Genomic DNA, 18306 nt, shown 5'->3' with positions numbered 1-18306 from the left:
CGAACCGCTTCACCATAAAACGGAGAATTCCATTGGAGACATCCATTTTGGACTTCCTATCCTCCGCCGATACCGTTACACTCGGCGTCCCATGGATTTCTCCGAGATATTCCTGATCGCGCTCGCTCTCTCCGTCGATGCTGCCGTCTTCGCCTTCTCCTACGGCCTGGTACTGCGCCACAGCCGCATGAAAAACTCGGTGATTCTGGCGATCGTTACGGGAGCATTTCAGGCGGGCATGCCGATCATCGGCTTCTTCGGCGCGGGAAAAATCCGGCCCTATGTGGAAGCATGGGATCATTGGATCGCCTTCATCGTCTTCCTTCTGCTCGGCCTCTCCATCCTGCGCAACACATGGCTCGGCCAAGGAGAAGATGAAGATCCTTCCCTGCGGGATGCATCCCTTTCCGCCCGTTCGCTTTTCATCGTGGGACTGGCCACCAGCATTGATGCCCTCGCTATCGGCGCCTGCATCGCCTGCATGGTCAACCCGGCCGAAGGCTACCACTACCAGACCATTCTTCCTCCAGCCGGCATCATCGGCCTGACCACCTTCTTCTGCACCGTCATCGCCTTCCATCTTTCCCACTCCGTCCGGCACCTGCCGACCAAATGGCTGGAAACGGCAGCCGGCCTCACCCTCATAGGGCTGGGTATCAACACCCTGTGCCAACACATCGGATAAAGGAAAACGGTATCCGCCATGCGACGGATACCGTTGACCATTCATGCACAGAGTTTACTCTGCGCCTCCGTTATACCTTGGGTACAGCTTCGGAAATCAGAAGAAACACGGCTGCCGGAGAGGGGGAGAACTTACGGTTATCCGTACCGCCCGCACTGTAATCGCCAGGCAGCGGCTGTTCTTCGCCGGGACCGGTCATGCTCGTCTTGAGAGCGGAAGCATTCATGGAAACGGGGTTGTAATAGGCATTGGAGTATTCCACCTGCACCTTGTAGAAACCTGCCGCCATATCCGGCAGAGTAAGGATGGGGGAAGCGCTCAGTCTGCCGGCGGATACCATGCAGGCACCCTTGCCGAAAATCCTGAATGTCGCCGCATCATCGGCTTCGACCATAAAGTGATACTTGCCGGGCTCCGCAATCTTGATATAGCCGTTGTATTCGGTATCATAACCGTCGACACCCATGCGAATGGGAATAAACGGCTGGTCGGGATGCGTCTCGATCACGAAACCGGGATCGTTCTGGAATTCGAGGGGATAATAATTTTCTCCAAGATGATAATTGATTTCAGTACTCATTGTTTTCTTGTTTTGTTCGATTTGTAACAATGCACAACGTTGTGCATGCCACGAGAGTAGCAAAACATAAAATATTTTCAACATATTCAATATGAATGGATATTAATGCCTGAACGGGCATCTTTTTCCTACCGTCGATGAATGCCTCACACCCTGAATGCTCAGGAGCGGGCTCCATGTTCATTTTCACGGCCGGGCGAAGCCGTGAGTCGTCCTTGACCCTGAAAGGCCGCTCTGCTACTCTTTGGCGCATGGGAACACTCGACCTCCGGGAGGAAATTCTCCGGTTGAAAAAGGAACGGAACGCCGTCATACTGGCACATAGCTACCAGCGCCCGGAAATCCAGGATCTGGCCGACTTCGTCGGCGATTCCCTCGCACTGGCCCGCAAGGCGCAGGAAACGGATTGCGACGTCATTGCCTTCTGCGGCGTCCATTTCATGGCCGAAACCGCCTGCATCCTAAACCCGACGAAAACCGTCATCCTGCCCGATGCGGATGCCGCCTGCTCCCTCGAAGCCTCGTGCCCCGCCGGCGAACTCGAAAGCTTCCTGAAGGAACATGCGGACAGGAACTACTACGTCGTCGCCTACGTCAACTGCTCCATTGGCGTCAAAGCCCTCGCGGATGTCATCGTCACCTCCGGCAATGCCAAAACCATCATCGAAAAAGCCCCGAAAGACAGGCCCATCCTCTTCGTCCCCGATCAGAACCTCGGCGCATGGACGAGCCGCCAGACCGGCCGTGAAATGACCTTGTGGAACGGAGCCTGCCACGTCCACCTCGAATTCACCCGCCAGCAGATACTCGACCTCAAAGCCGCCCATCCCGGCGCTCTCGTCGTCTGCCATCCCGAATGCACGGAACCCGTCCGCCTGCTCGCAGACCACATCTGCTCCACCGAAAAAATGATCCCATTCTGCAGGGAAAGCGATGCCGCCCGCTTCATCATCGTCACCGAAACGGGCATCCTCCACCGCCTTCGCAAACTCGTCCCTGACAAGGAATTCATCCCTGCTTCCACGCCGCAATGCTCCTGCGGGGAATGCGTGTACATGAAAATGAACACACTCGAAAAATTGCGCGACGCCCTCGCCAGCCTCAGTCCCCGCATCGAAATCCCCGAGGAACTCCGCCTCCGCGCCCACGCCCCCCTCCAGCGCATGCTCGACCTCTCCCTCTGACCGTGAAAATCGTCCGACACATCGCCGCCAACGGCGGATGGCTGCCCATCGACCGTTACATGGAACTCGCTCTCTACGACCCGCAGGAAGGGTACTACAGCGAATCCATCCAGAACATCGGCGCCCGCGGCGACTTCTCCACCTCGGCCACCCTCTCCCCCCTGCTCGCGCGCACCCTCGTCGCCCACTGGCGCAAAACCTGCAAACGCCTCGGCAAAAACATCCCCCTCATTGAAATCGGCGGCGGCAACGGCGACCTCGCCAATGCCATCTCCCGCGAACTCGGCTTCTGGGAACGCATCCGCACGCGCTACTACATCGTCGACCGCTCGCCGACCCTGCGCGCGCTCCAAAGCCTCGCCGTCGGCAACTTCGCCCGCATCCACCCCACCATCGAAAAAGCCTTGTCCAAAGCCGGAGGCACTGCCTTCATCTTCTGCAACGAACTCGCCGATGCCTTCCCGGCGCGCCGCTTCGTCTTCCAACAAGGAGAATGGATGGAACTGGGCCTCTCCGTACAAGACGGCGCCATCGTCGAAACGCCCAAGCCCTGCGCCAGCCTGCCGGAATCCACCACTCTCGACCTGTGGCGCATCGAAGGCCAGCGCGTCGAAGTCAACGAAGCCTACCATATCTGGCTCAAGCAATGGATCCACAACCTGCAGGCATGGAAAGCAGGCACCTTTGTCACCATCGACTACGGCGACTGCGTCGAAGAACTCTACTACCGCAAACCGCAGGGCACCCTGCGCGGCTACCGCGCCCACCAGCTCCTCACGGGCGACGAACTCTTCCGCCACTCCGGCAAATGCGACATCACCTGCGACGTCAACTTCACCGACCTCCGCCGCATCGCAGACTCCTGCCTCGACGACGGCATCACCGCCATGTCGCAGCGCGACTACCTGCTGCCGCAGGCGGACAAGCAAAACCCTGCCGATTGCTACCTCGTCAGCGAGCCGGGACCCGGCGACCACTTCCACGTCATCATCCAGGAAAGAGACCCCGAATGAACACCATCACCGTCAACGGCATCGAACACAACCTTGCAGACGAAACCACATTGAGCGACCTCCTCGTCCGCCTCGGACTGGCAGGCCGCCCCGTCGTCGCGGAACTCAACGGCTCCGCCGTCCTCCCCCGCACCTTCGGCGAAACCATCATCCGCCCCGGCGACAAGCTCGAACTCATCGCCATCTGCGCCGGAGGCTGAAAGCCCATTCTTTCCTTCCCGATGAGCCGCATCCACATCATGTCCGACACTCTCGCCAGCCAGGTGGCGGCGGGAGAAGTGGTGGATCGCCCGGCATCCGTCATCAAGGAACTCGTTGAAAACAGCCTCGATGCAGGGGCAAAAACCGTTCGCGTCGAAATACGCCGGGGAGGCATCTCCCTGATGAAAGTCACGGACGACGGCTGCGGCATGAGCCGTGAAGACGCCTCCCTCGCCCTCCTCCGGCATGCCACCAGCAAACTCGCCTGCACCGAAGACCTCTTCCACATCACCCAGCTCGGCTTCCGGGGCGAAGCCCTCCCCAGCATCGCCTCCATCTCCCGGCTTCGCCTCGCCACCCGTCGGCACGAGGAAGTGGAAGGCACGGAAATCCTCTGCGAAGGCGGCGACCAAACCCCGCCGCGAGATGCGGGCACCGCGCCGGGCACCACCATCGAAATCTCCGACCTCTTCTACAACACACCTGCCCGCCGCAAATTCCTGAAAAGCGAAGAAACGGAAGCAGGCCACATCGAACACCAGTTCAAACTCCACGCTCTCGCCTTCCCCGGCGTACGCTTCATGTTCACCCGCGACGGGCAAACCGTATACGACGCCGTCGCCACTACGGACATGCGCCAGCGCATCGCCGACTTCGCAGGCCGCACGCAAGCCGACCGCCTCATCGCCATCCTCCCCGCCGAAGGCCCCGGCATCAGCATCACCGGCTACCTCCTCCCCCTCAGCGAAGCGCGGCGCAACCGCAGGCAGCAGTACATCTTCCTGAACCGCCGCCCCATCGACGACAAACTCGTCACCCGCGCCATCCGCGACGGCTTCGGCGGCTTCCCCACGGGACTTCACCCTGCCCTCTACCTCTACATCGAAATGGATCCGGCTCTGGTAGACGTCAACGTCCATCCCGCCAAGCGCGAAGTACGCTTCCGCCGCCCCGGCGACCTCGTCGCCGCCATCATCGAAGCTGTCGGCAACACCCTCTCCGCGCATGCCCGCGCGGAAACGGCGCCTTCCCCCCTTCCGAACCAGCCAGCACTCCCGCAGCCCCCAGCCTCTACCTCACAACATCCGGCAACCGCACAGCCCACAAAAGAACCGCCTTCTCCCGCAAGCCCCCGGCCAACCATTCCCCTTCCGTCCAAAACAACGGCTCCGGCCATCCGCCCCATTCTGCCCGCCACTCCGGCGGCTCCCGTACTGCCTCCCACCCAACGGGAACTGAACATCCCTGTCCGCCATCCTGCGCCTGCTCCTCCTCCCGCGGCCACACCTCAGTTGCCGAAACACACGCCTCATTTCAGACTCCTCGGCATCCTCAAGGAACAATACGCCCTCTTTGAAAATGCGGAAGGGCTCGTCCTCCTCTCGCCCCGCGCCGCAAGGGAACGCATCCTGTTCGAGCAATTCATCGCCGCTCACAAGAAACCCGTCGCTTCGCAGCTTCTGCTTTCCCCCGTCCTGCTGGACATGGACACCCGCGACCTCGCCGCCGTCACCCAGCTGCTACCCCACTTCGAACAGGCCGGATTCCGCATCGCCTCCTTCGGCCATAAAACCCTGCGCATCGAAGCCATACCCGCACCGCTCCAGCTCGACCGCATCGAAGATTTCGTGGCCGACCTTATCCATAGCCTCACACGGGGAGACACGCGCATCCAGCGCCACCGCAACCCCTACGAACCCTTCGCCATTCAAATGGCCCGCCAATACGCACGCCGCGAAGACATCTCACCCCTTCTCGCTGATCCTTCCCGGCTGCTCTCCTATCTTCTGGCCTGCGAAATCCCCTATTGCACCCCTTCGGGCAAACCGACGCTCATCCCCTACGCCATGAGCGAAATCACGCGCAAATTCCAGGCAAACTGACAAAACAAAACAGCCATTCCCCAATCAGGGAATGGCCGTAGAATCCGTCAACAAACCCATCACGCCACGCGGCGGCGGCGCAGACAGAACACGAAGCAACCCGCCAGCCCGAGAACGGCGGTAGCCGGTTCCGGAATGGGCGCATAGGCGTGCAGCGTATCGAACGACACGAATGCCATTTCCCCGTAACAGGCCTGCCCGCTGGTAAATGCCCCGAGCAAAAGGCGATTGGTCTTACCGGAAACACCACCGGTGGTCTTGGCTTCACCGATGAGTTGATCGCCCAGCCAGACATAATATCCGGCCGCCGCACCCGACGAACCGTCGAGATAGGAAATGGTCAGATTGCTGAAATCGGTCGTCATATCGGCAACATAGAGAACCGTTGACCCTGTATAGCCCCATTCGATGCGGTCTTCATAAACTTTCAGGAAACCGTCATTGGCAACCCCGTTGCCCAACCACACCGTAAAATAGTTGTTCAGATCGCCCTTGGCCGCCATCTTCAAACTCAACGAAACGGTAAACTGCGTTCCGGCCTGCCACATCGATGAAATGCTCGATGCGGCCGCAGCGTTGGCCTTGGCAAACACAAGTCCCGTACCCGATGCGGACACACTGTATGCCGCCGGATTATTGGCAGTAAACACGGCCGAGGAAATGCTGCCGTCCGGCTTCGTCGTCGTAATCACCGGAGTCTTGGTCGTCAGATTCACCTGCGAGGCAAGTTGGCCCGCCTCCTTGCGCTCAAGCCCGGCCGTCCTCTGGGTCAAGCCCATGGCCTTGGCCAGATTTCCGGCAATGATCAGATTGCCCTGTTCGTTGGGATGAACCTTGTCGGCAAGGCACATGCCCGTATGAAGGTAACCGGTCGATGTCGTAATCCCTTTGTTGATATCTGCATACGACACGTTCGAATTGCCCGAGGCATCCTGCAATTCACCAAGGCGGGACTGCACATAACTGTTGTATTCCGGCGTCACCACATTTCCCGTCTCCGTACCGGCCTTGGAAGCGATACTGGGCATCGACAAAATCACGAAATTGGCATTCGGATTGGCCTGTCTACCGGCCTCAACGATATTTTTCAGGGAATTGAAGGTCGTTTCATAGCCGTTCTTCAGCAGACCGTCGGAATACATATCATTCGTCCCCAGCATGATGAAGAACGTATCGGGAGTATCGTTCCCCGTCATCGTCTTGCCCGTATAATTGGTCACGGCGCCGCTGCCGTTGAGGTATTGTCCCTGGGACAAGGTACCGCCCGGCACCTTGTCATACGTGCGGGAATCGGAAATGCCCAGCCAGTTATTGATATAGCCGCCGGCAGGCAGCGTATTCGGCCCCATGCCGTTCTTGTGGCCGTTGTTCATGTAATCGCCGCTCGTCTGGTAGGTGCGCCAGCTGGAGCCTGCGGAATGAACGTTATTGAATGTTTGCCCTTTGTACGTCAATGAGCCGCTAAAGTTGTAATTGCCAGAATTCACACCGACGAAACGGTGATCCGTTCCGTTGTCGGCCAGAATCTTCCAGAAATCGAACCGGTAACTACCGTTCTGTACGCCGTGCGTGATGGAATCGCCGATGAAAGCGACATTGCCGAGATCGGCCGCATGCGACACAGCCGCACAACAGGCCAGCAGAGAGAGAGCAAATAACGAATATTTCATAATTCTTTTGGTAAGATATCACATTTTCAGGAGAAAAATCAACGCGAAAGAGGGTATTTACGCCCATATTGAAATATGGACGGAAATCTCCCTCATGCTTGCCGCCTCCGGCGGCGAAGCATCAGCCCGGACAGGCCGAACAGGGCCAATGCCGCCGTCGATGCTTCGGGCACCGGTTTGTCAGCCAGCTTCTGTTTTTCCGCCAGGGTCAGATTCTGATCATACCCTTTCAGGAAATCGAGCGTGAAATTCCCCCGCACGATGGTACCGATATTTCCGCCTGATGTATTGTTGGAAGCCCATGTACCGTTGCCGGATGCATCGCGGTTGCCAAGCATAATCTGCGACACATAGGTATTGCCGAAACGGAAACTGCCGCTGAAGGTCATCCCGGTATTCTGCACTTCTCCACCGTCGACCGAATAAAAGAACCCCTTGGTCGCACCAACGGCCGTCTTGTAATCAAAGAAGAAAGTCAATGAGGATGTCGATGAAAAATCGTTGATGGCAAAAGATTTCCACCCTTCGCTGAATCCCCCGGCATACAAAGTCAAGGTCGTACCCGTGTAATTGTAAGCGAAACCGAACAGATTGGTATACGAGTTTGATCCGCCGACATTGAAAAAGGCCATACCCTGCTTGTCGGTGGCATTGGCGCTCTGCGCAATATTGCTGATACCGAGGGCAATCGAAGAATCGCGGCCCATCGTTGCTCCGGATGTATTCGAGCCGATGGAGACATAAGTACCGGTTGCGCCTGCCATAGGCGCCGTAATTGTCTGGGTAGCTGAAGAAATCGACGAGGAATCAACCTTGCCCTGATCGATGACGAGTGTTGCCGCTCCGGCAGAAGTCGCCAAAAAGGCCGTACAACAGGCTATATGGAAAAACAAGTGAGGTTTCATATCAATAAAAGTGAACCTCTTAATGCTATCGGATTAACAATCCGCTGTCAATTGGAAAAGCCAAGCATCCTTTTTATCAGGATATTAAGACCACGAGACGATTCCCATCCACATGCAAATGTGTTTGCATATTTTCATTTTTTGCATCATAATTATATGAAATACAATTAATTATTACATTCAATCAATGAATGCGGATTGTTAATCTGCTGTATGCAAAAAACAAAATACAGGACCAGTACTTTTCTACCGGATCGGTCTATACATCAAGAAAAGGCGACATCAACGCATACGAGGCCACCATGGCACGGAACTCCTGCCGGGGCAGCGGATGCAACAATCTTTCAGCATGCACGGAACCGTCGCGGCGCACCCATGCAATCCATACCGTGCCAACTGGTTTTCCCGGAGAACCTCCATCGGGGCCGGCAATGCCGCTCACCGCAACGGCAAAATCGGCATCGGCCCTCAACCTCGCACCGGAAGCCATGGCACAAACAGTCTGTTCGCTGACGGCTCCGAATTCATTCAAAATATCCCACGGCACGCCCAGAAGGTCGTGCTTGGCTTCATTGGCGTACGTCACCCAGCCATACCCGAACACGGATGATGAACCGGGAATGCGCGTGAGGCTTTCCGCAATCAATCCTCCTGTACAACTCTCCGCCGTGGCGATCGTCCTGCCCTGCCCGGCCAGTCGCCGCACAAGAAATCCGGCGGCTTCTTCGGGAGAAGGCAGATGATCCAGAGAACGGGAGGAGCAGGCCATGGAATTTATTCGGGCATCAGGACGGACGCAACCGCCATGGCTGCGATACCTTCGCGGCGGCCCAGAGCACCCAGTTTTTCATTCGTCGTCGCTTTGATGCCCACGCGCCTGCCGGACACATGGAGCACGGCGGACAAGGCATCCTTCATGGCGGGCACATGCGGCATGATCTTCGGAGCTTCGGCGATCAGAGAAGCATCCACATTGATCACTCGACCACCCTGTTCCTCAACCAGCTCAACGGCCCTGGCCACAATCAGCAGAGAAGAAATACCCGCACACCCGGCATCGCCGGGAGGAAACCAGTAGCCGATATCCGGCAATCCCGCCGCACCGAGTACGGCATCCGCAATGGCGTGGCACAGCACATCCGCATCCGAATGCCCGTCAAGCCCGTTCGTCTCCGAAATGCGGACGCCCCCCAGATACAGCGGGCGAGGTTCCACCGAGAAGCGGTGAATATCATAGCCGAAGCCGCACAATGTCACGCAATCGCTCATGCCGTCACATGTATCGAAAATTAATCGCCGAGAGATTCGACAATGGGTATGGCGTTGTTCCACGCGATGATGGAACCCTGCTCTCCGCCTTCGGTGAAAGGCTCGAAATCCACACGGCCTCCGGCACACTCGACGATGAGCTTGCCTGCCGCCAGATCCCAGATGGAAACCATGCTTTCCACATAGGCGTCGAAACGTGCGGAAGCGATGTAGGCAAGAGCCAGCGCGGCGGTGCCGATAATGCGAACCTTCCGTACCTGGCCCGAAACGTGGGCGAAGCGGCGCAGGCCTTTTTCCTTGGAACCGTCCGTCTTGCCGTGGCCGATGAACACAATGGCTTCCGACATCTGCGTGCGGCGGGAAACATGCTGGACTTTGCCGTTCAGATAGGCGGGGCCTCCCTTCTCCGCATACCAGCATTCGTCGAGATTCGGATCGTAGATCACACCGACGATCAGCTCGCCCCTGCAGCGCAGGGCGATGGAAACGCAGTAGAGCGGGATGCCGTAATAGTAGTTGACCGTACCGTCGATGGGATCGACGATCCATTCGTAATCGGAAGAGGGATCGCCTTCCTTGCCTTCTTCACCGAGAATGGCATGGTCCGGGAATGCCGCCAGCAGCCGCTCGGTAATCAGGGCCTGGGACATTTTGTCCAGCTCCAGCTTGATGTCGTGCTGAGAGGCTTCATCCACATGCTTATCGTCATGGAAATGCTGCTTCAGGAATGCGCCTGCGGCCTTGGCCGTATCGATGGCAACGGTGAGTGCTTGCTGTGGAATCATCATTTTTTCTTGGTGTTAAGCGTATTTTTGGCTTCCGTATAGATCTGTTCCGCCAGATTGGCAGCCGTCTCGGAAAGAAGCTTTTTGAAACCCTTGCGGTCGTACATTTCGGGAGTTGCCTCATCGAAGCCCAGCCACAGGAAAACGGTCACGCTGCGCCCGGCCATGGAAACCCACTGGCCGTCCTGTCCGGGAAGGGTAATGTTCATATTCATCGTGCGGTTCGTCTCATCCGTCCGGAAAGGCCGGCACGATGCCACATTGCGAGCCGCTTCGCGCGGCACCACTTCCTTGGCGTCGAGCTGCTGCGTATTGACGTACAGAGGCGTATCGCCAAAGCTCGAAACCTGTTGAATCAATTGCAGAGGAAAATACTTGCCTCGGTTCTGGATGCAATACAGGCTGCGGGCAAGATCGATCAGCGGCAAGGAGAATTCCCCCAGATACAGCTCGTCGCTCTCGGGCAGATTGCCCGGCAGGTGAAGCCGTGCGCACGCATCCAGCACGGACTTGTGGCCAAGGGCGCGCCCCGTCTGCAACGGAGCATCGGCAATGATGTTGATTTGTTTCTCACTTGCGCGGCAGTTGACGACGGGCGCGAAAGCCATGCCCGGTTTCACCTCCTTGAGCCAGCGCGTCTGCCCGTCCTGCGGCGAACGGCCGCCGATCACGGCCAACACGTTGCCCGTCCGCGTCTCCACGCACATGGCGGCAACCTGCACGCAGCGGTCAAGATGTCCCTTGCTCCTCCTGGGCAGACCCTCCCAGATTTTATTCTTTTCGAGCGACTGAAGCGTTTCTTCGCATTTGCGCTCCATGAATTGCTGCAGGGGAAGGTTCAGGCTGGTATGCACGCGAATGCCGGAACTCTCCGTACCCACTTCGCCGCAGAGGCTTTCAAGCTCGTCAATCACCCACATGACGATATACGAGCAGTAAGAACCCTTGTCGAGGCGGTGAACGACGATCGGTTCCTTTTTCGTCTTCTCGTAGAGGGCTTCGGAAATCTTGCCCGTCTCATACATGCGCTTCAGGGTAGCATCGCGTTCGCGGGTCGCCGCCTTGAGATTGCGGATGGGATTGAAGTAGGAAGGCCCTCGGACAAGCCCGGCCAGCGTGGCGCATTCCGACAGGTTGAGCGAACCGACGTTTTTCCCGAAATACGTGCGCGCCGCCTGAGCGACGCCGTAGCAGTCCTGCCCGAAATAGATGCGGTTCAAATAGGCTGCCAGAATGGTTTTCTTGTCGTACGCCTCTTCGATGCGCTTGGTAATGGCGATCTCAAGCAGCTTGCGGTCGATGGTCTTGGCACGCAGGTCGAACACGTTGCGTGCCAACTGCATGGTGATGGTCGAAGCTCCCTGCTCGTAGGAGAAGGAAGAAATGTTCTTGAGAATGGAACGCAGAACGGAGGTATAGACGATACCCCCATGCTCCATGAACCGTTCGTCTTCGCGGGCGATAAAGGCATCCACCAGATATTGGGGCGCATCGGCAAGAGCGATATTGACCCTTTCGTTATCGTCCAGAGCGGAAATGCAGCGGCCTTCCGCATCGTAGATGGCGCTGTTCATCGGAGCGTCCAGCACGTGCGCCAGATCGTACTGGCTCGCGCGCCACGAGAAAACGATCACTACCGCAAAAAACAGGACGAGCAGGATGCCCAGCGGAATCAGGGCATACTTGATCCAATGCGGTACGCTGCTGAAGACATCGTACCACCGCTTGCGCCGATTGGATGAACTGGGCAACATGGCTTAATACGCGACCGTACCTCCTCCGGTCATTTCATGAAAGCTTCCGTTTTGGCATCCGGACGCCAGCCGGGGAACTCTTCTTCGAGAATGGTGGTAAACCTCTTTGCCTCTTCGGGACGGTTGTCCTTCATCAGGGCGCGGACAGCCTTATACAATGCCTTCGGCTTCAATTCCTTGTCCGATACGAACAATTCTGCCGTGGTGCCGTAGAACTTGGCAGCATCGCCATACTTCTTTTCGGCAAAGGAAGCATCCCCGAGAGCCAGCCGGAGCGAAGCCTTCAGGGGGCCTTCCACACCCATGGCAATGGCTTCTTCCGCCACCTTGCGGGCTTCGGCCGTCTTGCCGAGGCCGAGAAGGATCGCAGAACGGTCCAGCATGGCATCCGCACGGGAATAAGGTTTCGTCTCCATGCCGAGATACTGGTCCACAGCCTTCAACGCGTCATGATACTTGCCCAGAGCAAGTCGGGCTTTCGCCAGCGTCTTCCATACGACGGGCTCGGCCTTCTGAACGTCCGCCGGTTTGGCCGTGGCATCTGGCCGCTGAACGGCGATGGTCAAATACTTGTCCGCCGCTTCATAGTCTCCGGTCTGGTAGCACTTCCAGCCGAGCCAACGGTGAATGGCCAGAGGAAGCGTCTGGAAGGTGGAACTGTTCTCCTGCTCCAGCGCCTCCATGGCATCAAGCAACTTGTCGGAATCCTGAAGCTTGTAATAGCACAGGGCGAGGTACATGCCCACCTGGGAACCGTATTTCTCGCCGTTGATGGTGCGGGCTTCCTGGAAATGAGGCACGGCTTCAGCCGCCCTGTCCTTTTCGTACAGGGCCTGAGCCACGGCAAAATGGGCTTCGCTGGTCGCGGCGGGCTTGATCTGGGGGAAATTCTCCAGCAGCCCCTGATAATAGCGGATCATCTTGTCGGGATCCTTGCGGGCGCAAATCTGGGCAGCGCGCTGCCATGCCGTCGCGGCGGCCATCGTCTTGCCGTAGCTGTTGATGACTTTCTCGAAATCGGCCAGAGCCAGGTCTTCCTTGCCCGACTTGTAATACAGCTCGCCACGGTACAGGTAAGCCTGCGCCGCGCGTTTGTCCTTGCCGTACTTGTTGATGAAATCGCTCAGTTCGACAGCGGCCTTTTCGGCATCCGCCGGGTCCTTCGACTGGCTCATGGCCCACGCCTTTTTCAAGGCGACATCGGGCCGCGCATTTTCGGGAAGGTTATCCACATTGACCAGCCCATACTGGCGGACGGCCTCGGGGGCATTCACCGGAAGCAGACGGTCGGCATACATGAATCGCACCACATCGTTCGTCGGATTCCCGGCAAAAGCAGCCGAGGCGGCGTACTGCTGCAAATAATGCTCGGCCAGAGGCAGGAAGTCGAAGCTGTTGGACTCCTGCGCGCAGACGAGCCTTCTGTAGGCGGCATCAAGCGCGCTTTCCGTCTGGGGGGCAGCCTGTTCGACCATGCCGAAATACTCCATCGCGGGCGCATACTGCTTCTGATGCATGAATGCCTGCCCGATGATGAGGCACCGGCGGGCTTCCAGCCTGGGATCGCCGAGCGGCTGCATGCCGGCCTGCGCCCGGCGGACGATTTCGGCATAATTCTTGTCGCGGTACAGGGCGACGAGCCCTTCCATCGAGCCTTCGGAAACGTAGCCGGACATGCCGGGTATCGACGCCAGACGGGCATACAATTGCTGGGAATCGGCCGTTTTGCCGAGCTGGGAGGCAAGGCGGGCTGCCTGCAGCGTCGCCGCGCCGCGCCGCTTGTCGTCCAGCCCGGATTGGCCGCACAGGCGCACATAGCAGTCGTAGGCCTCCTGCAAACGGTTGGTCGCCACATAGATCGGCCCCAGAGAAGACAAGGCGGCCGTCACGAGCTGGGAAGACACTCCCGGCGTCGCCAGCAAGTTCCTGAACATGGTTTCGGCGCGGTTCTGGTCGCCCATCTCCGTGTAGGTGCGGCCGAGGCGGAACAGAATGTCTGCCTTCAGTTCGGGTTTCGTCGTGTTCTGCAAGGCAATAGTGTAGTACCGTTCGGCCTTGCTCCAGTTCTTTTCGTCCGCACTTTGCGAGGCGAGCTTGTAGGCGGCGGCCGATGCGAATTCATCGTTCCGGCCCTGATACCTGGTCGCGATTTCAGCCAGCGCCAGATTGGCCTGCGGTACGTCGCCGATCTCCATCAGACAGGCGGCCTGATAATACAAGGCCTTGGAACGCTGCGAAGATTGCGGATACCGGGCGGCGAAATCGGCAAACAGCGAAGCGGCCCTTCTCAGCAGGTCGCCGCGCTCAACGGGGCGGTCGCGCAACTCCGCCGTCTGGCTCTGGGCATACATCTGCTCGGCTATCGCCATGCTGTCGGCCTCCCGGTTGGCGACAAGAGGAGTCTGTTCATCCTCCACGGCCTCGGCGACGGGCGACGCATACTGCGCCCATGCCGGAAGCCCGGCGGCGGTGGCGGCAACGCTGGAAATCAGGAAACGGTACTTCATGGCGTGATGCAAGGGCTGAAAGGTATATGAATCATTCCGTATGGACAGAAGGAGGCGATTTACGAAGGTTCGTCGAACTTGGGTAATTGGACTGACTTGATTCCGGCTTTGATCAGATCCTCCATCAAGGTCATCATATGGGCATGGCGGACATCCGGCGCTGATGTGATACGGAAAGACGCATGGCTGTTCTCCTCATGGAGAGCCTTCAACTTGCCGACCAGTTCTTCCCGGCTGGCGGGGCGTTCGCCGTCCACCAGCACGGAGCCGTCGCGCAGCAATTCCAGCGTCACGAGTACCGGCGCAGGAACGGCCTTTCTCGTCGAGAACGATACATTCCAGAACCCGGCCTTCGTGCAGGCATCCAGCACGTCCACCATCTTCTGGTATTCCGTCTTTGCCTCGCCTCGGATACGGATTGTCTGATCTTGGTCCTGCATGGCTCTTTCGCGCAAGTGGGCGTAGAGCCGGTCCTTGTCCTTGAAGCGCTCGCCGTCGATCGTCACCGAGCCGTCTTCATGCACATTGAGGGTGATTTCGGAAGCTTCGGCACGGCCGCTGCAGGAATCTCTGTACACCTGAGCGGGCACACTCTTCGCCGTCACCGTGCGGGGAGCCTTGCCCTTGATGGTCACAACAACCGTATCGGGTTCCGTCTTTGAATCGGCTGCATGCAAACCCTGGCAGGAAAGCAGTGCCATGCAGCAGGAGAAAAGGAAAGAAGCTTGTTGTTTCATGATATCCGGGTTGGGGTCAATGTTGTGTTATGGAGCCGGAACAGCTCTTTTCGTCGAGAACGATACGTTCCAGAACCCGGCCTTCGTGCAGGCATCCAGCACGTCCACCATCTTCTGGTATTCCGTCTTCGCATCGCCTCGGATACGGATGGTCTGGTCCTTGTCCAGCAGTGCGCTGTTATACAGCTTGGCGTAGAGCTGATCCTTGTCCTTGAAATGCTCGCGGTTAATGGTCACCGTGCCGTCCTCGCGCACATTGATGATGATCTCGTTCGGATTATGGCGCGCCGTTTCCGTCGCCTGCTCCGCCGAAGGCACCTTCACCTTCAGATCCGGTTCATACAGACTGAAGGTCTGCGTCACCACGAAGAAAATCAGCAGCAGGAACACGATGTCCAGCATGGGGGCCAGCTGGAAACCGATGGGTTCGGGAACTCGTGCTCGAAATTTCATGAACGGAAAGGAGGCTGGGGATTAAATATCGTCGTCATCCAGAGATTCCACATGAGGCGATGCGAGGGTCGCCACGCCGAGGCGCTGTTCGCGGTCCATCTGCATGGAAATGACGGAAAGCAGGTGAGTCATCGCCACTTCCATATCCGTGATGCGCTTCTGGATGCGGCTGCGGAAGAACACATAAGCCAGCATGCAGGGAATGCCCAGCACAAGGCCGCCCGCCGTCGTAATCAACGCTTCGGACATGCCTCCGGCCAGCAGCTGCTGCAGCCCCTGCTCTGCGGACTGGAGCCCGGCCCCGACTTCGCGGTTGGAAAGCTCGATAAAGGTCTTCATCATGCCGATCACGGTACCGAGCAGGCCGAGCATCGGAGAAATCGCACCGATGTCGGAAAGCCACGAGATAACGCGCGTCAGGATGTTCACCTGGCGGGAACCTTCGGCATTCGCCACTTCGCGCACTTCATCGATGCTGGCGCGCGGATTGCGCTGCAGGAACATGACGACGAGCTGAAGCGTGCGTGAAATACTGGAATCGTTATACTTGCAAAGGGCGAGCGTACCGGCGTAATCCTTCTTGCGAAGGTAAAGCTCCGCCTCGCTGACGAAACGGTGCGGCAGCACGGCTCCGCTGCGCGTATTCCAGAGGCAGAAGAAGAAAATGATCGTGGCAATGAAAGACAATGCCAGCAACGGATACATGATAAACCCACCCTTGTCAAAGAGTTGGTGCAGATCCCAGGTAATGGTGTCGGCTAGTACGGGGACGGATGTCATGGCGTGTTCGGTTAGTATAGCGTAAGTTCCGCAGGAATCAAGAGCGATACCTGTCTGTATGGTACGATTTGCCGGCGACCGTTCTTACAGGGAAATCCGCCATCCGCGCCGTATGCCCCGAAGAGGGCTTTGCCCGCCGGAATTCCCTGTGGTATAATCAACCCCGGATGACCAAGGCCGAACTCAAGGAACGATGGCGCGCGACGCCCCACCGCCCCGGCGTGTACCTGATGAAGGACGGCGCGGGCGGCATCATCTACGTCGGCAAGGCCAAGGATCTCAAGCGCCGGCTCGCCAATTACTTCTCGCCCTCCCGCAAAACGCTGGAGCATCACAAGACCCGCGCCCTGATCGCCTCCATTGCATCCTTCGACTACTACGAGACGCGCAGCGATCAGGAAGCCCTGCTTCTGGAACAGAAATTCATCAAGGACTACCGCCCCCACTACAATATCCAGTTCCGGGACGACAAACGCTTTTACCTGCTCAAGGCCGCCCGCCACGAGCGCATTCCCCGTTTCACGCTCGTGCGCCAGAAAAAGGACGACAAGGCCCGCTACTTCGGTCCATTCGCCCATGCTACGGCCCTGAAGGAAACGCTGGAATGGATCAACCGCCATTACCGCCTCCGCACCTGCACCGCCCGCCATCCCGGAGAAAAGGAATACCAGCATTGCCATGCCGATGTGATCCGGCAATGCTCCGCCCCCTGCATCAACCGCATTTCTCCGGAAGAATACCAAGCCAATTTCCAGGCCGCCATGGATCTGCTCGAAGGGCGCGGCCGCAAGGACGTACTGGACGGCATCCGGGACGAGATGATGGAGGCCGCCGACAAGCTCGATTTCGAAAAGGCAGCCGTCCTCCGGGATATCCACGAGAACCTTGTCAAAACCTTCGAACCGGCGCGGAGATTCACGAAAGGCTCACCCGACCTGCCCGGCACCGTGCGCCCGGATCACGACCTCGCCGAGCTGGGAGCAGCCCTCGGCATGAGCGAACCGCCCGCCATCATGGAATGCTTCGACATTTCCAACCTTTCCTCGAACCACATCGTCGCGTCGATGGTGCGCTTCACCAACGGACGGCCGGATAACCAGGCCTACCGCCGCTACCGCATCCGCAGTGTAGACGGGCAGAACGACTTCGCCTCCATGATCGAGGTCATCCGCCGCCGGTACTCGCGCATTCTCCGCGAGAGCGCCGCCATCCATGAAAAACCGGAAGGCATGTCCGCCTATGCGTGGCTGAAGCAGCTGAGCGCGGAAGGCAAGGCTCCCATCAAGGTTCCCGATCTCGTGATCGTGGACGGCGGCAAAGGGCAACTCAGCGCCGCCATGGAAGAGCTGGAAAGCGTCGGCCTCTCCGACATGCCCGTCATCGGCCTCGCCAAGCAGCACGAAGAAATCTTCTTTCCCGGAGAAAGCGCCCCCCTGCGGCTCGACCATGAAACGGGCGCGCTCAAACTGATGCAGCGCATTCGCGACGAAGCCCACCGCTTCGCCAACAACTACAACGAGCTTCTCGTCCGCCGACGCGTCAAGGAAAGCCGTCTCGACGCCTTCCCCGGCATGAGTCAGAAGCGGAAGGAACTACTGCTTTCACGCTTCAAATCCGTTTCCAACCTCCGCAGCAGGACGCCGGACGAAGTTGCCTCCCTGCCCGGCATTTCCCGCGCATGGGCGGAAAAATTGCTGGTTTGGCTGGGTGATTCCGCCTGAAACAGGAAATCACCTGTCAGTATGACACGGATTCGCTCGCAACAAATCTATCACCCCGCTCTTTTTATAACAAAATCTAATCACTTAAAATGAAAGAATTGCAAGAAAAATAAACCAAAACAAAGAATCTTTCACAGACATTATATATATAGCCAGATTAAAACTGCACACAGTTGTGC

The 18306-nt window shown here is 58.0% G+C and carries 17 protein-coding genes; 6 read left to right on the top strand and 11 right to left on the bottom strand.

What is annotated here, in order from left to right; genetic code table 11:
* Positions 1-91 precede the first annotated feature (91 nt).
* Positions 92-685 (top strand): manganese efflux pump MntP, encoded by a 594-nt coding sequence (locus AC781_RS10395; protein WP_067777501.1) that lies wholly within the window; start codon positions 92-94, stop codon positions 683-685.
* A 70-nt stretch (positions 686-755) separates the two neighbouring features.
* On the opposite strand, the gene AC781_RS10390 is transcribed toward AC781_RS10395, so the two are convergent.
* Complete coding sequence (locus tag AC781_RS10390) at positions 756-1265, bottom strand: PA14 domain-containing protein (protein WP_141675881.1); 510 nt, start codon at positions 1263-1265, stop codon at positions 756-758.
* 251 nt (positions 1266-1516) lie between these two features.
* Here AC781_RS10390 and nadA point away from each other — a divergent pair, with 251 nt between their 5' ends.
* The 4 genes from nadA to mutL are packed head-to-tail and all read left to right on the top strand — an operon-like array spanning position 1517 to position 5546.
* The gene (gene nadA / locus AC781_RS10385) at positions 1517-2449 is read left to right on the top strand and encodes a quinolinate synthase NadA (protein ID WP_067777499.1); all 933 of its coding nucleotides are present in this window, start codon (positions 1517-1519) and stop codon (positions 2447-2449) included.
* 2 nt (positions 2450-2451) lie between these two features.
* The gene (locus AC781_RS10380; protein WP_067777498.1) at positions 2452-3462 is read left to right on the top strand and encodes an SAM-dependent methyltransferase; all 1011 of its coding nucleotides are present in this window, start codon (positions 2452-2454) and stop codon (positions 3460-3462) included.
* Entirely contained in the window at positions 3459-3662 is a 204-nt protein-coding gene (thiS, locus tag AC781_RS14120; protein WP_067777497.1) for a sulfur carrier protein ThiS, read from the top strand. The genes AC781_RS10380 and thiS overlap by 4 nt, the downstream gene beginning before the upstream one ends.
* A gap of 39 nt (positions 3663-3701) precedes the next feature.
* Positions 3702-5546 (top strand): DNA mismatch repair endonuclease MutL, encoded by a 1845-nt coding sequence (gene mutL / locus AC781_RS10370; RefSeq protein WP_172801832.1) that lies wholly within the window; start codon positions 3702-3704, stop codon positions 5544-5546.
* 59 nt (positions 5547-5605) lie between these two features.
* Here mutL and AC781_RS10365 read toward each other — a convergent pair whose 3' ends face one another.
* The 10 genes from AC781_RS10365 to AC781_RS10320 form a co-directional block, all read right to left on the bottom strand.
* Positions 5606-7216 (bottom strand): SGNH/GDSL hydrolase family protein, encoded by a 1611-nt coding sequence (locus AC781_RS10365; RefSeq protein WP_071133515.1) that lies wholly within the window; start codon positions 7214-7216, stop codon positions 5606-5608.
* A gap of 92 nt (positions 7217-7308) precedes the next feature.
* A complete protein-coding gene (locus AC781_RS10360; RefSeq protein ID WP_141675880.1) occupies positions 7309-8121 on the bottom strand; it encodes a PEP-CTERM sorting domain-containing protein in 813 nt (270 codons plus the stop codon).
* A gap of 259 nt (positions 8122-8380) precedes the next feature.
* A complete protein-coding gene (locus tag AC781_RS10355) occupies positions 8381-8890 on the bottom strand; it encodes a CinA family protein (protein WP_083076950.1) in 510 nt (169 codons plus the stop codon).
* 5 nt (positions 8891-8895) lie between these two features.
* Positions 8896-9390 (bottom strand): 2-C-methyl-D-erythritol 2,4-cyclodiphosphate synthase, encoded by a 495-nt coding sequence (ispF, locus tag AC781_RS10350; protein WP_067777493.1) that lies wholly within the window; start codon positions 9388-9390, stop codon positions 8896-8898.
* Between the two features lie 20 nt (positions 9391-9410).
* Positions 9411-10178, bottom strand: coding sequence for an inositol monophosphatase family protein (locus AC781_RS10345; protein WP_245741043.1), 768 nt, complete (start codon positions 10176-10178; stop codon positions 9411-9413).
* A complete protein-coding gene (locus tag AC781_RS10340) occupies positions 10175-11929 on the bottom strand; it encodes a transglycosylase domain-containing protein (protein ID WP_067777492.1) in 1755 nt (584 codons plus the stop codon). The genes AC781_RS10345 and AC781_RS10340 overlap by 4 nt, the downstream gene beginning before the upstream one ends.
* Before the next feature lie 29 nt (positions 11930-11958).
* Positions 11959-14436 carry a tetratricopeptide repeat protein gene (locus AC781_RS10335; protein ID WP_067777491.1) on the bottom strand — a complete coding sequence of 826 codons (2478 nt, stop codon included), beginning with the start codon at positions 14434-14436 and terminating at the stop codon, positions 11959-11961.
* A 59-nt stretch (positions 14437-14495) separates the two neighbouring features.
* Positions 14496-15137 carry an ExbD/TolR family protein gene (locus AC781_RS10330; RefSeq protein ID WP_176712521.1) on the bottom strand — a complete coding sequence of 214 codons (642 nt, stop codon included), beginning with the start codon at positions 15135-15137 and terminating at the stop codon, positions 14496-14498.
* A gap of 63 nt (positions 15138-15200) precedes the next feature.
* Positions 15201-15626, bottom strand: coding sequence for an ExbD/TolR family protein (locus AC781_RS10325; protein WP_067777489.1), 426 nt, complete (start codon positions 15624-15626; stop codon positions 15201-15203).
* Positions 15627-15647: 21 nt separating this feature from the next.
* Complete coding sequence (locus tag AC781_RS10320) at positions 15648-16406, bottom strand: MotA/TolQ/ExbB proton channel family protein (RefSeq protein ID WP_067777488.1); 759 nt, start codon at positions 16404-16406, stop codon at positions 15648-15650.
* A gap of 68 nt (positions 16407-16474) precedes the next feature.
* On the opposite strand from AC781_RS10320, the gene AC781_RS10315 reads away from it, so the two are divergent.
* A complete protein-coding gene (locus AC781_RS10315; protein WP_245741042.1) occupies positions 16475-18127 on the top strand; it encodes an excinuclease ABC subunit UvrC in 1653 nt (550 codons plus the stop codon).
* Positions 18128-18306 lie beyond the last annotated feature (179 nt).

The sequence above is a fragment of the Neoakkermansia glycaniphila genome, from assembly GCF_001683795.1.
In the GTDB taxonomy this organism is placed as follows: Bacteria; Verrucomicrobiota; Verrucomicrobiia; order Verrucomicrobiales; family Akkermansiaceae; genus Akkermansia; species Akkermansia glycaniphila.
Note: the sequence above shows the minus strand (reverse complement) of the source record. Positions and strands in the feature narration are given on the sequence as shown.

Coding starts and splice junctions, on each gene's coding strand:
- AC781_RS10395 (WP_067777501.1), top strand. CDS start 92: ATGGATTTCTCCGAGATATTCCTGATCGCGCTCGCTCTCTCCGTCGAT.
- AC781_RS10390 (WP_141675881.1), bottom strand. CDS start 1,265: ATGAGTACTGAAATCAATTATCATCTTGGAGAAAATTATTATCCCCTC.
- nadA (WP_067777499.1), top strand. CDS start 1,517: ATGGGAACACTCGACCTCCGGGAGGAAATTCTCCGGTTGAAAAAGGAA.
- thiS (WP_067777497.1), top strand. CDS start 3,459: ATGAACACCATCACCGTCAACGGCATCGAACACAACCTTGCAGACGAA.
- mutL (WP_172801832.1), top strand. CDS start 3,702: ATGTCCGACACTCTCGCCAGCCAGGTGGCGGCGGGAGAAGTGGTGGAT.
- AC781_RS10365 (WP_071133515.1), bottom strand. CDS start 7,216: ATGAAATATTCGTTATTTGCTCTCTCTCTGCTGGCCTGTTGTGCGGCT.
- AC781_RS10360 (WP_141675880.1), bottom strand. CDS start 8,121: ATGAAACCTCACTTGTTTTTCCATATAGCCTGTTGTACGGCCTTTTTG.
- AC781_RS10355 (WP_083076950.1), bottom strand. CDS start 8,890: ATGGCCTGCTCCTCCCGTTCTCTGGATCATCTGCCTTCTCCCGAAGAA.
- ispF (WP_067777493.1), bottom strand. CDS start 9,390: ATGAGCGATTGCGTGACATTGTGCGGCTTCGGCTATGATATTCACCGC.
- AC781_RS10345 (WP_245741043.1), bottom strand. CDS start 10,178: ATGATGATTCCACAGCAAGCACTCACCGTTGCCATCGATACGGCCAAG.
- AC781_RS10340 (WP_067777492.1), bottom strand. CDS start 11,929: ATGTTGCCCAGTTCATCCAATCGGCGCAAGCGGTGGTACGATGTCTTC.
- AC781_RS10335 (WP_067777491.1), bottom strand. CDS start 14,436: ATGAAGTACCGTTTCCTGATTTCCAGCGTTGCCGCCACCGCCGCCGGG.
- AC781_RS10330 (WP_176712521.1), bottom strand. CDS start 15,137: ATGGCACTGCTTTCCTGCCAGGGTTTGCATGCAGCCGATTCAAAGACG.
- AC781_RS10325 (WP_067777489.1), bottom strand. CDS start 15,626: ATGAAATTTCGAGCACGAGTTCCCGAACCCATCGGTTTCCAGCTGGCC.
- AC781_RS10320 (WP_067777488.1), bottom strand. CDS start 16,406: ATGACATCCGTCCCCGTACTAGCCGACACCATTACCTGGGATCTGCAC.